Origin of the sequence: Cellulomonas sp. (assembly GCF_015234515.1) — a bacterium.
Lineage (GTDB): Bacteria > Actinomycetota > Actinomycetes > Actinomycetales > Cellulomonadaceae > Cellulomonas.
In genome coordinates this window covers 25,012-37,346 of sequence record NZ_JADGMY010000003.1, presented here as the reverse complement: position 1 = coordinate 37,346, position 12,335 = coordinate 25,012, and the positions used below count along the sequence as shown (strand labels likewise).

The following is a 12,335-nucleotide window of genomic DNA, read 5'->3' as shown; positions in this document are numbered from 1 at the left end:
CCTCCGCCCCTCCCCCTCCTGGCGTGAGAGTGCAATCCAGTCACCCCGTCGTGACTGGATCGCACCTTCACGCACCTGGGCGGTGACTGGATCGCACTCTCGCGCACCTGGGGGGTGACTGGATCGCACCCTCACGCACCTGGGCGGTGACTGGATCGCACTCTCACGCACCTGGGGTGCGACTGGATCGCACCCTCGCGCACCTCAGGGGTGACTGGATTGCACTCTCACGCACCCCTGGGGGACTGGATTGCACTCTCGCGCGCTCTCAGGGGGGACTGGATCGCACTCTCACGCACCTGGGGGGACTGGATCGCACTCTCACGCACCTGCGGGGGTGGTCTGGCGGGCGTAGGCGGCGCGGGGGAGGCCGTAGGCCAGGTCGACGGCGGTCTCCAGGGCCTCGTCGAGGTCGAGCCGGTGCTCGACGACGAGCCGCGCGAGGAAGCCCGCGTCGATGCGTCGCGACAGGTCGTGCCGCGCCGGGATCGAGAGGAACGCGCGGGTGTCGTCGACGAAGCCCGTGGTGTTGGCGAACCCCGCGGTGTCGGTGACGGCCTCGCGGAACCGCCGCATGCCGTCGGGGCTGTCGAGGAACCACCACGGTGCACCCAGCCGCACCGCCGGGTACACGCCCGCCAGCGGCGCGAGCTCGCGGCTGAACGTGTCCTCGTCGAGCGTGAAGAGCACGAGGCGCAGGTCCGGGTGGTGGCCGAAGGCGGACAGCAGCGGACGCAGCGCCTTCACGTACTCCGTGGCGACCGGGATGTCGTACCCCACGTCGTGCCCGAGCGTCGCCGCCACGTGCGGGTCGTGGTCGCGCAGCGCCCCGGGGTGAAGCTGCATGACCAGGCCGTCCTGCGTGGACATGCGCGCCATCTCGAACAGCATGTGGGCGGAGAACGCGCGCGCCGCGGCCGGGTCGACGTCACCGCGCAGCGCGGACGCGAACACGGCGGTCGCGTCGGTCTCCGCCATCGGCGTCGTGTCCGCGAGCACGTGACCGTGGTCGGTCGCGCGCGCACCCGCGTCGACGAAGGCCCAGCGCCGCGCCTCCAGCGCCCGCAGGAAGTCGCGGTAGGAGCTGATCGGCACACCCGCGCGCTCCCCCAGCAGCGCGACGTCGTCGGCCCAGCCCCGCCGGTCGACGTGCAGCACCGCGTCCGGGCGGAACGTGGGGACGATCCGCTCGCCCCAGCCGCGAGCGGCGAGGTCGGCGTGGTCGGCCAGGTCGGCGGACGCGGGATCGGTGGTCGCGATGATCTCGATGCCGAACCGGTCGAGCAGCGCGAGCGGCCGGAAGCCCGGCTCGGCGAGGCGCTCGGCGATCGTGTCGTACGCGGCGTCAGCCGTGGCGGCGGACAACCGCTCGGTCACGCCGAGCACCTCGACCAGCACGTGCTCCATCCAGAACCGCGTGGGCGTCCCGCGGAAGAGGTGCCAGTGCGACGCGAACGTCCGCCAGATCTCTCGCGGGTCGCTCTGCACCGCGCCGCCGTCGCGGCGCGGCAGGCCGAGAGCCTCGTGCGGGACGCCCTGGGAGACCAGCATGCGCACGAGGTAGTGGTCCGGCACGACGAGCAGCGAGGCGGGGTCGTCGAACCGCTCGTCCCGCGCCAGCACGCCGGCGTCGACGTGACCGTGCATCGACACGATCGGCAGGTCACGCGTCGCGTCGAGGATCTGCCGTGCGACCGGGCGGGTCACCGGGTCGGCCGGCAGGGCACGGTCGGGGTGCAGCGCCCAGCGGGGAGCAGCGGCTGCGGGGTCGGGCATGGGGATCCTCCAGCGCCGGGCCACGGCGGCGCTGCGGCGCGCTGCCGCGGTGCGGACGACGGGGGTCGCCCACCACGGTGAATACGTTTGCAGGCAGACCCTGCCACCCGTTCAGGGCGGATGCAAGGACGATCCGGGCACATTGCGCCCGGGCGGCACGCCATGATGAAATCGGTTTCATCGTCTGCCCGCCGGTGCCGCCGCCCGGACGCGTCCCGACGTCGACAGGAGCTCCGATGGCCGTCACGCTGCGCGACGTCGCACGTGCCGCCGGCGTCTCCGCCGCGACCGCCTCGCGGGCGCTGTCCGCCCCGGACCTCGTCGCGCCCGAGCGGCGCGAAGCGGTGCGCCGTGTCGCACGCGAGCTCGGCTACCGCCCCAACCGGGCCGCGCGCGAGCTCATCACCGGTCGCAGCGGGTACCTCTGCCTCGTCGTGCCGGACCTGGAGAACCCCTTCTTCGCCGCCGTCGCCAAGGCCGTCCAGTCCCGCGCCCGGGCGTCGGGGCACGCGGTCGTGGTCGCCGACGCCGAGGAGGACCCGCTGCTGGAGGCCGAGCTCGTCGGTCAGCTGGGAGCGCAGGCCGACGGCGTCCTGCTGTGCTCGCCGCGGATGTCGGACGACGACCTCGCGTCCGTGGCCGCCGGGGGCCGGCCGGTGCTGCTCGTCAACCGGGAGGGCGCGGGGCTCCCGTCGGTGGCCGTCGACAACCGCGGCGGCGTCCGGCAGGCGGTGCGCCACCTGCACGCGCTCGGTCACCGCCGGGTCGCGTACGCGGGAGGCCCGGCGGGCTCGTGGTCCGACGCCCGCCGCCGCGACGGGCTCGAGGCCCTGGACCTCGACGTCCAGCTGATCGACCTCGGGGCGCACCCGCCGGCGTTCGCCGGGGGCGTCGGCGCCGCCGACCTCGTCGTCGCGAGCGGGGCGACGGCCGTGCTCGCGCACAACGACCTCATGGCCCTCGGCATCGTCGACCGGCTGCGCGCGCGCGGCCTGCGGGTGCCCGACGACGTGTCGGTCGTCGGGTTCGACGACGTCCCGGTCGCGACCCTCGTCACCCCCGCGCTCACGACGGTGGCGATGCCGCTCGCACGCCTGGGCCGCACCGCCGTCGACCTGCTGCTGGGCCCGCACACCCCGGACGCGCCGACCACCCTCCTGCCCGTCGAGCTCGTGGTCCGCGGCACCACCGCACCCCCTCCCCACCCCCCGGAGCCCCGATGACCCTGCCCCGCCTGTCCGCCACCACGTGGGCGGACCGCGTCGCGCACGGCCTGCCCGACGGGGTGCAGGGCCCGGCCGTGGACCCCGACGCGCTGACCGTGGGCCAGGTGCACCTCGGCATCGGCGCGTTCCACCGCGCGCACCAGGCCGTGTGCACCGAGGACGCGGCGGCGACGACGGGCGAGACGGGCTGGGGCCTGCTCGGCGTGACGCAGCGCAGCCCGCGGGTGGTCGACCAGCTCGGTCCGCAGGACGGCCTGTACGGCGTGCTGACCACCGGCGCGCGGACCACGTCGCTGCGCGTGGTCGGTGCCGTGCGGGCCGTCGCCTACCCGGGCCGGGACACCCCCCTCGTGCTCGCCACGATCGCGGCGCCCACGACCCACGTCGTGACGCTGACGGTGACGGAGAAGGGCTACCGCCGCGCGGCCGACGGCCGGCTCGACACGGCCGCGCACGACGTGGCGGCCGACCTGGGGTCGGCGGCGAGTGAGCTCGTCCGCGACGACGAGGCCGCGACGCTCACGCCGATCGGGATGCTCGTGCGCGGGCTGGTCCGGCGGTACCGGACGTCCCGTGCGCCGCTGACCGTGGTGCCCTGCGACAACCTCGGCGACAACGGCGCGGTGCTCGCGCGCCTGGTCGGGCAGGCGCTGGCAGCGGTGCCGGGTGCGGACGACGTGGCCGCGTGGGTCGCGTCGTCCGTGCGCTTCCCGTCGACCATGGTCGACCGGATCGTGCCCGCGACCACCGACGCGCACCGCGCGGAGGCGGCCGCCATGCTGGGCCTGCGCGACGCCGGCCTCGTCGCGGGCGAGCCGTTCTTCCAGTGGGTCGTCGAGGACTCGTTCGCCGGGCCGCGTCCCGCGTGGGAGCTCGCGGGTGCGACGCTGACGCAGGACGTCGCACCGTTCGAGCGCGCCAAGCTGCGGATCCTCAACGCGACGCACTCCGCGCTGGCGTACCACGGCGCCCTGCGCGGGCACGCGACCATCGCCGAGGCCGTCGCCGACCCCGACCTGGAGTCGCTCGCGCGCTCGCTCGTCGACGAGGACGTGCTACCGACGCTCGTCGCGCCGGAGGGCCTGGACCTGCGCGCGTACCGCGACGAGGTGCTGGACCGGTTCGCCAACCCGCGCACCGGGCACACGACCGTGCAGGTCGCGATGGACGGGTCGCAGAAGCTGCCGCAGCGGCTGCTGGGGACGGTCGCCGACCGGCTCGCCGCGGGCGTCGTGCCGCACGCCGCGGCGCACGCGCTCGCCGGGTGGGTGGCGTACGTGCAGGCCGCGGTCGCGGGTGACCTGGTCGTGGCCGGCCGCCGCGTGGTGCTCGACGACCCGATGGCCGCGCGGCTGGCCGAGGCGGTCGCCGCGCCGGACCCCGTCGGGCGGCTGTTCGCGATCGACGAGGTGTTCCCCGGGCCGGTCGCGTCCTCGGCGGCGTTCCGGGACGCGGTGACCAGCGCCGTGCGGGGCCTGGCCCCCGTCCCTGCCACCCGGTGACGGCGGCCCCCGGGGCGGGCGCCTGACGTCCCGGCGCATCGTTACCGAAATGTGGGCAAAACGGTGTCACCCGGACGGGGGACGCTGCTTCACTTCTCCGCGTGAACACACGAACCCGCGGTCTGCTGACCGCTCCTGTCCTGGCCCTCGCCCTCGCTGCGGCGCTCACCGGTTGCTCCGCGCTCGACTCCGCCCTCGGCGGCACCGAGGAGGCCCAGCGCGACGAGCCGGGCGGCGAGATCACCGAGGCGGCCGAGGCCGACGCCTTCTCGCTCCAGGTCGGCGACTGCATCGACTACGCCGCCCTCTCCGAGGCCACCGAGTTCGACTCCGTGCGGACCGTGCCCTGCGCCGACCCGCACGACGCCGAGATCTACGCCGAGACCACCCTGACCGAGGAGCAGTTCCAGGCCGACCTCGCCCTGCGGGAGGCCGCAGACACCGAGACGCCGTCGGTCGCCGAGACGTTCTGCTACGACGCCTTCGCGGGCTTCGTCGGCACGTCGTACGAGGAGTCGACGCTCGACTTCGTGCCCTTCACCCCCACCGAGGAGAGCTGGGAGCAGGGGGACGACGTCGTCCAGTGCCTCGTCACGCACCCCGAGGGCGGCTTCACGGGGTCCATGCAGAACTCCGCTCTGTGACCCCCGGCTGCTCTCCCGGACACCCCGTCCGGGAGAGCAGCGGGTCCGGCACGACCCCGACGCCCAGACCGGTCAGCACCTCGTGCTCCACACGCCGGGCGACGGGCCCGAGCGCCGCCGGGTGCCGCGGGCGCGGGTCGCCCACCGGGTGACGGGCCGCGACGCGGGCCGGCTGCCCGGACAGGCGGACGACCTGGTCGGCGAGGGTCACGGCCTCGCGCACGTCGTGCGTCACCATGACGACGGTCCAGCGGTGCTCCGCCCACGTCGCCGCGAGCCAGCGCTGCAGGTGCAGCCGCGTCAGGGCGTCGAGCGCGCCGAACGGCTCGTCGAGCAGCAGCAGGTCGCGCCCCTGCGCGACCGTCCGCGCGAGCGCGGCGCGCTGCCGCAGGCCACCCGACAGCTCCGAGGGGCGCGCGTCGGCGTGGTCGGCCAGCCCGAACTCCACGAGCAGGTCGCGCACGCGGTCGCGCGCCTCGCGGCGGCGCACGCCCTGCACCTCGAGCCCGAGGGCGACGTTGTCGAGGACCGTGCGCCACTCGAGCAGCAGGTCGTCCTGCGCCATCCACGCGGCCCGGCCCGGCGCACCGGTGACGTCGCGGCCGTCGAGCAGCACCTGCCCGCGGTCGGGGCGACGCAGGCCCGCGACGACCCCGAGCAGCGTGCTCTTGCCGCACCCGGACGGCCCGACGACGCACGTGAACGACCCCCGGGGCACCGCCAGGTCGACGCCGGAGAGCACCGGCCGCGGCCCGTCGGCGGCCGGCAGCGCGAGGTGCACGTCGCGGACCTGCAGCAGCGCGTCAGGCACGACGCACCCGCCGCGGTCGCGCCCACGGCACGACGACGCGCTCGATCCCGCAGGTCAGCGCGTACAGCGCCAGGGTGAGCGCGGCGCACGCCCCGACGGCGGCCAGCACCAGGTCGGTGCGGAACGCGGCGCGCTGCATCGTCATGTACGTCCCGAGGCCCTGCACGGCCCCCGCGTACTCCGCGACGACAGCCCCGACCACCGCGTACGTGACGCCGATCCGCAGTGCCGTGAAGAACCGGGGCATCGCGGCGGGCAGCCGCACGTGCGCGAACTCCTGCCACCGGCTCGCACCCATCGTCGCCAGCAGCGCCGACGCACCGGGCCCGGCCGCCGCGAACCCCTCGACGAGGCCCAGCGCGACGGGGAAGAACGTCACGAGCGTCACGACCAGCACCTTGGGCGCGAGCCCGAACCCGAACCACAGGACGAGCAGCGGCGCGACGACCAGCACGGGCACGGTCTGCGACGCCACGAGCAGCGGCACCACACCCGTCCGCAGGCGAGGCAGCCGGTCGAGCGTGACGGCCAGCACCCCCGCGACCGCCACCGACACCGCGAACCCGACCAGCGCCACGGTGAGCGTCGCGCCCGCGTGGCCCGCGAGGGCGTCCCGGTGCGTCCACGCCTGCTGCGCGACCCGGGCCGGGGACGGCAGGAGGCGCGGTGCGACGTCGCCCGTCGCGACGACCACCTGCCAGACGCCCAGCAGCGCGAGGACGCCCACACCCACGGGGAGCACCCGCCCTGGCACGTCCGTCACGGCGCGCCGCCGAGGTCGACGTGGAAGGTCGACCAGTCGGGCCGGGTCGTCAGGACCTCCCCGTCCGGTCCGGCCAGCAGCCCCTGCTCGAGCAGGAAGTCGCCGTAGCCGGCGAGCTGCGCGGTCTCGATGCCGCCGACGGTGCCGTCGGCGGCGCGCATGTACTCCGCCGCCAGCAGGCGCTGGCTCTCGACGACCATGCCGGGGTCCGCGAACGCGTCGGGGTGCGCGGCGACCAGCAGCTCCGCGGCCTCGTCGGGGTGGTCGGCGGCGTACTCGTAGCCGCGCCCCAGGGCGTCGACGAACGCGGCGGCGACCTCCGGCTCGTCGGCCACCCAGGAGCGGCGGGCGTCGACCAGCACCGCGTACGCGTCGGGGAACCCGTAGTCCGTGTACCGGAAGTAGCGCAGCGGTGTGCCGGCCCGCTGCGCCTCGAGCCCCTCCCACGCGACGAACGGGATCGCGACGTCCGCCTCGCCCGCGTACAGGGCGGCGTAGGCGCTGGTCCCCAGGGTCACGGCCGTCACGTCGCCGCGCCCGCCGTCGGCGCGGATCACCGCCTGCAGCAGCGGCACCTCCGCCGGGCCGCCGAACCCGGCGTAGACCCGCCCGTCGAGGTCCCGCGGGCGCGTGATCGTCGCGTCGTCGGCGCGCACCGCGATGGCCGAGGCCCAGTGCTGCAGCGGCGCGAGCACCGCGACCACGTCGGCGCCGGCCGCCTGGGCGAGCACCGAGTCGCCGTGGAAGCTGATGCCCGCCTCGGCGGCGCCGGCGTCGATCAGTGCGTCCGGCTGGACGTCGGTGTACGGCAGCACCTGGACGTCGAGGCCCGCGTCGTCGAACCAGCCCTGGGCGAGCGCGACCTCCAGGCCGGTGTGGTTGGTGTTGGGCGTCCAGTCGAGCGCGAACCGGACGACGGGACGGTCGGCGGCGGTGGCCGCGCCGTCGGCACAGGCGGCGGGCAGGAGCGCGGCGGCGAGCAGGGCGGTGGCGAGCGCGAGGCGGCGGCGGGTCATGGGGTCTCCAGGAGGGCGTGCGCGATCGCCGGACGCGTGGGCGACCGGTGGGCCTGCGGGGCGACGCGCGGTGGACGCGTCGACGTCAGGGGGTGAGACGCCCCCGGCGACGGTGCGGGTGGGCGTGCAGCGGTGGACGCATGGGAGACATGCGCGACATCCCTTCGCTAGTGCGACCTAGATCAGGTTCGACGGGTGTGATCTCAGCCGCTGGTGCGGCACCCCGTGTCACGACGCCTGTGACGCTACGCGCGCGTCGCACGGCCCCGGGTGGTCGTCCGCACTGTGGTCCGGGTGCCCGGCACGCCGCCGAGCGCGGACCTCGGACGGTCCGCGCTCGGCGGTGGGTGGCGGGTGACGGGTGACGCGGTCAGGGCGCCGGGGACTCCGCGAGACGTGCGATCGCGGCCAGGCGCTCGTCCCAGCGCGCGCCGACGGCCTCGAGCGTCCGCGCGAGCAGGCCGAGGCGCGCACCGACGGCGCGGTAGCGCACCTCACGTCCGGCGCGCACGGGCTCGACGAGACCCACCTCGGCCAGCACGGCGAGGTGCTTGGCGATCGCCTGCCGCGTCACCGGCAGCCGCTCGGCCAGCGCCGACGCCGACGCCTCCCCGCGACCGACCTCGCTGAGCACCTGCCACCGCGTCTCGTCACCGAGGGCGGCGCACACCGCGACCACGTCGGTCGTGCCGGTCGCGGACGTCACGCCGCGACCTCGTCGCGCACCAGCCGCACGAGCTCGTCGAGCTCGGACGTCCAGCCGTCGCGGTGGTCCGCGAGCTGGCGCAGCCGCTCGTCGCCGAGCTTGTCGAACCCGGTCTCGACGACCGTGAGCAGCGTCCCGGTGCCGTCGGCCTCGAGCGTGAAGGTCGCGGTCAGGGCGGTGTCGTCCGTCAGGTCCCCGCCGCAGCCGGGCCACGAGAACGCGAAGCGGCGGGGCGGGTCGCACGCCTCGATCCGCACGGGCACGTCGTCCTGACCGTCCCACCCGAGGGTGCCGGTGGCCCCGACGCGCAGGTCCGGCAGCGAGGCTCGCTGGCCGAACCACTGCGCGACGAGGTCCTCGCGCGTGAGGACCTCGAAGACGCGGGCGGGCGGGGCGTCGACGCGGACCGTGCGGGTCACGGTCGATGTGGCGTCGTCGACGAGGGCGGTGGTCTGGTGCTCGGTCATGGCAGCCTCCTTGTGCAACTGTTATGTTGCAGTAGATCGTGCCACCGGTCCCGGCGCAGTGCAACCCTTTGGTTGCAGCGAGATGCTCGGTGGCGCAGGCGGCACTGGAGTCCGGGACGCCCGTGCGAGGATCGGCGCGTGACAGCGAGCGCCTCGACGTCCGCGCCGCCGCCGGCCACACGGACACGCTGATGTCCGCCGTCCTCGTCGCGCTGGGCACCATGGGCGCCGTCGTCGCCCTCGGCTGGGTGCTGGGACGCCACCGCGTGCTGGGCGAGCGCGCGGCACCGGTGCTCGCCCGCGTCGTGTTCGCGGTCGCGGCTCCCGCGCTGCTGCTCTCCACGGTCGCGCACGCCGACCTGCACGTGCTGGTGTCGCGCACGGCGCTGGTCACGTGGCTGAGCACGGCACTGGTCGCGGCACTGGCGGTCGTGGTCCTGCGGGTCGCGTGGCGACGCCCCGCGGCCGACGTCACGATCGGCACGCTCAGCTCGTCGTACGTCAACGCCGGCAACATCGGCCTGCCGCTGGCGGTGTACCTGCTCGACGACCCCGTCGCCGTCGTCCCGACCCTGCTGTTCCAGCTGCTCGTGCTGGCGCCCGTCGCGTTCGCGGTCCTCGACCGGCCCGCCGGCGCGGACGACCCCTCCCTCCCCCGGGCCCGGGCGCCGCTCGCCCTGCGCGTCGAGGCGGTCGCGCGTCGCACGCTCACCAACCCGATCATCGTCGCGACGCTCACCGGCCTGGTGCTCGCGGCGCTGCCCTGGTCACTCCCCGAGGTGGTGTTCGAGCCGTTCGCGCTGGTCGGCGCGTCCGCGGCACCGCTCGCACTGCTGACGTTCGGCATGTCGCTCGCCGTCCCGCGCACACCCGGCGGCGCCGCGCCGCGGCGGGACCTCGCGCTGGCCGTCGGGCTGCGGTCGGTCGTCCAGCCCGTGCTGACGTGGGGTGTGGGGACGGCCCTGGGGCTGCCCGCGCCCGCGCTGCTCGCGGTCGTCGCGATGGCCGCCCTGCCGACGGCGCAGAACGTCCTGGTCTACGCGATGCAGTACCGCCACGGCGAGGCGCTCGCGCGGGACGCCGGCCTGGTCACGACCGTGCTGTGCGTCCCGGTGCTGCTGGTGGTCGCGGCGACGCTCGGCTGACCGCTGCGGTCAGGCGTCACGACGACGGGGGCGCGCGCGGACGTGCATGCGCTCACCCTGGGGGCCGTAGAGGGCCAGCACCTCGACCGGGCCGTCGGACACGTTGCCGAGCCAGTGCGGGACGCGGGTGTCGAACTCGGCGGCCTCCCCCGCGACGAGGTCGAGCGACCGGCCGCCCAGGACGAGGCGAAGCGTGCCGCTGAGCACGTAGAGCCACTCGTAGCCGTCGTGCACGCGCGGCTCGCCGACCTCGGCGGGCGTCCGCGGCGGGTAGACCAGCCGGTAGGCGCGCGGCCCCTCGGTGCGCCGGGTCAGCGGCACGTACGTCACGCCGTGGCGCACGGTGGGGTGCGGCACGACGCGCGGGTCGTCCCCCGCGGGCACCTCGACGAGCTCGTCGAGCGTCACCTCGTGGAAGCGCGCGAGCGGCAGCAGCAGCTCGAGCGTGGGACGCCGCAGCCCCGACTCCAGGCGGGACAGGGTGCTGACCGAGATGCCGGTGACGGCGGCGACGTCGGCGAGCGTCGCCTCCCGGTGCTCCCGCAGCGACCGCAGCCGGGGACCGACCGTGCCGAGCACCGCATCCAGTTCGACCATGCCTCATTTGCCGTCCCGGCAACTCCACTTGTCAAGCCGACGCCCGCACCGCACGCTCGGTGCATGACCACGGAGCCCCTCCCCCCCGTCGACGTCCTCGTGCTCGGTGGCGGTGCCGCCGGGCTGTCCGCCGCGCTGTGCCTCGGCCGGTCCCGCCGCAGCGTGCGCGTCCTCGACGCGGGCGAGCCGCGCAACGCGGTCGCGGCCCGCGCGCACAACCTGCTCACCCACGACGACACCCCGCCCAGCAAGATCCTCGCGGCAGGCCGCGACGAGGTCCAGCGGTACGGCGTGGAGGTCGTGACGACCCGCGTCGTCGACGCCCGCCGCCTGCCGGGCGACGAACCGGCGTTCGAGGTGCGCACCGACGACGGTGCCACGCACCGTGCGCGCCGGCTCGTCCTGGCCTCCGGCCTGCGCGACGAGCTGCCGGACGTCCCGGGCCTGCGCGAGCGCTGGGGGCGCGACGTCCTGCACTGCCCGTACTGCCACGGCTGGGAGGTGCGGGACCGCACGCTCGCGGTCCTCGCGTCGGGGTCCTCGGCCGTGCACCGCGCCCTGCTGGTCCGTCAGCTGAGCGACGACGTGACGGTCGTCCTGCACGACGCCCTCGACCCGGACGACGACGAGCGCGCCGACCTGGCGGCCCGCGGCGTGCGGGTCGTGGCCGGACGCGTCACGGGCGTCCGCGTCGACGGCGACGCGCTCACCGGTCTGCTGCTCGCCGACGGCACGACCGTCCCGTGCGACGCGGTGTTCGTCGCGCCGCGGGCGGTCCTGGCCGACGCGGTCGTCGACGGGCTGGGGATCGCGACGGAGCCCGTCGGCGCGCCGGACGAGGACCTGGGCCGCGGCGTGACGGTGGACAGCGCGGGCGCGACGTCCGTGCCCGGCGTGTGGGCCGCGGGCAACGTCACCGGGCCGCAGCACGCGCTCGCGTCGAGCATCGCGGTCGGCTCGGCCGTGGGGGCGCAGGTCAACATGTCGCTCGTCGCGGCCGACCTCGCCGCCGCCCGTGCCTGACCCCACCACCGCGACACCTCACGTGAGGAGCCCGTCATGACCGACGACACCAGCAGCACCGAGGAGCTCGACCCGGCGTGGTGGGAGGACCGCTACCGGACACTCGACCGCGTGTGGAGCGGGCACGTGAACCCGACGCTCGCCCAGGTCGCGGCCGACCTGACCCCGGGGACAGCCCTGGACGCGGGAGCCGGTGAGGGCGCCGACGCGCTGTGGCTCGCCGAGCGGGGGTGGCGCGTCACGGCCGTCGACGCCTCGCAGACGGCACTGGACCGGGGCGCCGCGCAGGCCGCCGCACGCGGCCTCGACGTCACGTGGCAGCAGGCGGACCTGCGCACGTGGACACCCCCGGGACGCTACGACCTGGTGACGTCGCACTACCTGCACGCCGAGGGCGGTCGCGGCTGGGCGTGGCTCGCCGACGCGGTCGCGCCGGGCGGCACGCTGCTCGTCGTCGGGCACGACCCGTCGGACGTGGACGGCCCCGTGCCACGGCCCCACCTCGCGCGGCTGGGCCACACGGCCGAGCAGGTCGGCGCCGACCTCGACCCGACGCAGTGGCGCACGATCGAGGCGCGGGTCGTCGAGCGCACGCACCGGCACGACGGCGTCGACGTCCCGGTCCGCGACGCTGTCCTGGTGGCGCGCCGCCGCTGACG

13 protein-coding genes and 1 riboswitch are annotated in these 12,335 nt (G+C 75.7%); of the genes, 6 read left to right on the top strand and 7 right to left on the bottom strand.

The window, feature by feature from the left end; all coding sequences use genetic code 11:
• Positions 1-321: 321 nt before the first annotated feature.
• Complete coding sequence (gene uxaC / locus IR158_RS00815; protein WP_291808228.1) at positions 322-1,776, bottom strand: glucuronate isomerase; 1,455 nt, start codon at positions 1,774-1,776, stop codon at positions 322-324.
• A 236-nt stretch (positions 1,777-2,012) separates the two neighbouring features.
• On the opposite strand from uxaC, the gene IR158_RS00810 reads away from it, so the two are divergent.
• The 3 genes from IR158_RS00810 (at position 2,013) to IR158_RS00800 (ending at position 5,148) form a co-directional block, all read left to right on the top strand.
• The gene (locus tag IR158_RS00810; RefSeq protein ID WP_291808225.1) at positions 2,013-2,999 is read left to right on the top strand and encodes a LacI family DNA-binding transcriptional regulator; all 987 of its coding nucleotides are present in this window, start codon (positions 2,013-2,015) and stop codon (positions 2,997-2,999) included.
• On the top strand, positions 2,996-4,504 hold the full coding sequence (locus IR158_RS00805) for a mannitol dehydrogenase family protein (protein ID WP_291808222.1): 1,509 nt from the start codon (positions 2,996-2,998) through the stop codon (positions 4,502-4,504). Before IR158_RS00810 ends, IR158_RS00805 begins: the two co-directional genes overlap by 4 nt.
• 101 nt (positions 4,505-4,605) lie before the next feature.
• The gene (locus IR158_RS00800) at positions 4,606-5,148 is read left to right on the top strand and encodes a septum formation family protein (RefSeq protein WP_291808219.1); all 543 of its coding nucleotides are present in this window, start codon (positions 4,606-4,608) and stop codon (positions 5,146-5,148) included.
• Here IR158_RS00800 and IR158_RS00795 read toward each other — a convergent pair.
• The 5 genes from IR158_RS00795 to IR158_RS00775 all read right to left on the bottom strand — a co-directional run bounded on the left by IR158_RS00795 (position 5,117) and on the right by IR158_RS00775 (position 8,911).
• Positions 5,117-5,959, bottom strand: a complete 843-nt coding sequence (locus IR158_RS00795; RefSeq protein WP_291808216.1) for an ABC transporter ATP-binding protein — start codon at positions 5,957-5,959, stop codon at positions 5,117-5,119. The genes IR158_RS00800 and IR158_RS00795 overlap by 32 nt on opposite strands.
• Complete coding sequence (locus IR158_RS00790) at positions 5,952-6,692, bottom strand: ABC transporter permease (protein ID WP_291808213.1); 741 nt, start codon at positions 6,690-6,692, stop codon at positions 5,952-5,954. The genes IR158_RS00795 and IR158_RS00790 overlap by 8 nt, the downstream gene beginning before the upstream one ends.
• 26 nt (positions 6,693-6,718) lie before the next feature.
• Positions 6,719-7,738 carry an ABC transporter substrate-binding protein gene (locus tag IR158_RS00785; protein ID WP_291808210.1) on the bottom strand — a complete coding sequence of 340 codons (1,020 nt, stop codon included), beginning with the start codon at positions 7,736-7,738 and terminating at the stop codon, positions 6,719-6,721.
• A 142-nt stretch (positions 7,739-7,880) separates the two neighbouring features.
• Positions 7,881-7,974: riboswitch (TPP riboswitch) on the bottom strand.
• A 134-nt stretch (positions 7,975-8,108) separates the two neighbouring features.
• The gene (locus tag IR158_RS00780; protein WP_291808208.1) at positions 8,109-8,444 is read right to left on the bottom strand and encodes a metalloregulator ArsR/SmtB family transcription factor; all 336 of its coding nucleotides are present in this window, start codon (positions 8,442-8,444) and stop codon (positions 8,109-8,111) included.
• A complete protein-coding gene (locus tag IR158_RS00775) occupies positions 8,441-8,911 on the bottom strand; it encodes an SRPBCC domain-containing protein (RefSeq protein WP_291808205.1) in 471 nt (156 codons plus the stop codon). The genes IR158_RS00780 and IR158_RS00775 overlap by 4 nt, the downstream gene beginning before the upstream one ends.
• Before the next feature lie 89 nt (positions 8,912-9,000).
• On the opposite strand from IR158_RS00775, the gene IR158_RS00770 reads away from it, so the two are divergent.
• A complete protein-coding gene (locus IR158_RS00770; protein ID WP_291808202.1) occupies positions 9,001-10,056 on the top strand; it encodes an AEC family transporter in 1,056 nt (351 codons plus the stop codon).
• Positions 10,057-10,065: 9 nt separating this feature from the next.
• Here IR158_RS00770 and IR158_RS00765 read toward each other — a convergent pair whose 3' ends face one another.
• Positions 10,066-10,653 carry a helix-turn-helix domain-containing protein gene (locus tag IR158_RS00765; protein ID WP_291808199.1) on the bottom strand — a complete coding sequence of 196 codons (588 nt, stop codon included), beginning with the start codon at positions 10,651-10,653 and terminating at the stop codon, positions 10,066-10,068.
• 63 nt (positions 10,654-10,716) lie between these two features.
• Here IR158_RS00765 and IR158_RS00760 point away from each other — a divergent pair, with 63 nt between their 5' ends.
• Positions 10,717-11,676 (top strand): NAD(P)/FAD-dependent oxidoreductase, encoded by a 960-nt coding sequence (locus IR158_RS00760; RefSeq protein ID WP_291808196.1) that lies wholly within the window; start codon positions 10,717-10,719, stop codon positions 11,674-11,676.
• Between the two features lie 36 nt (positions 11,677-11,712).
• Entirely contained in the window at positions 11,713-12,333 is a 621-nt protein-coding gene (locus IR158_RS00755) for a class I SAM-dependent methyltransferase (RefSeq protein ID WP_291808193.1), read from the top strand.
• Positions 12,334-12,335 lie beyond the last annotated feature (2 nt).

Bases quoted from the DNA above. Each gene is read 5' to 3' on its own strand.
- IR158_RS00805 (WP_291808222.1), top strand. From the start codon at position 2,996: ATGACCCTGCCCCGCCTGTCCGCCACCACGTGGGCGGACCGCGTCGCG.
- IR158_RS00810 (WP_291808225.1), top strand. From the start codon at position 2,013: ATGGCCGTCACGCTGCGCGACGTCGCACGTGCCGCCGGCGTCTCCGCC.
- IR158_RS00775 (WP_291808205.1), bottom strand. From the start codon at position 8,911: ATGACCGAGCACCAGACCACCGCCCTCGTCGACGACGCCACATCGACC.
- IR158_RS00785 (WP_291808210.1), bottom strand. From the start codon at position 7,738: ATGACCCGCCGCCGCCTCGCGCTCGCCACCGCCCTGCTCGCCGCCGCG.
- IR158_RS00755 (WP_291808193.1), top strand. From the start codon at position 11,713: ATGACCGACGACACCAGCAGCACCGAGGAGCTCGACCCGGCGTGGTGG.
- uxaC (WP_291808228.1), bottom strand. From the start codon at position 1,776: ATGCCCGACCCCGCAGCCGCTGCTCCCCGCTGGGCGCTGCACCCCGAC.
- IR158_RS00760 (WP_291808196.1), top strand. From the start codon at position 10,717: ATGACCACGGAGCCCCTCCCCCCCGTCGACGTCCTCGTGCTCGGTGGC.
- IR158_RS00765 (WP_291808199.1), bottom strand. From the start codon at position 10,653: ATGGTCGAACTGGATGCGGTGCTCGGCACGGTCGGTCCCCGGCTGCGG.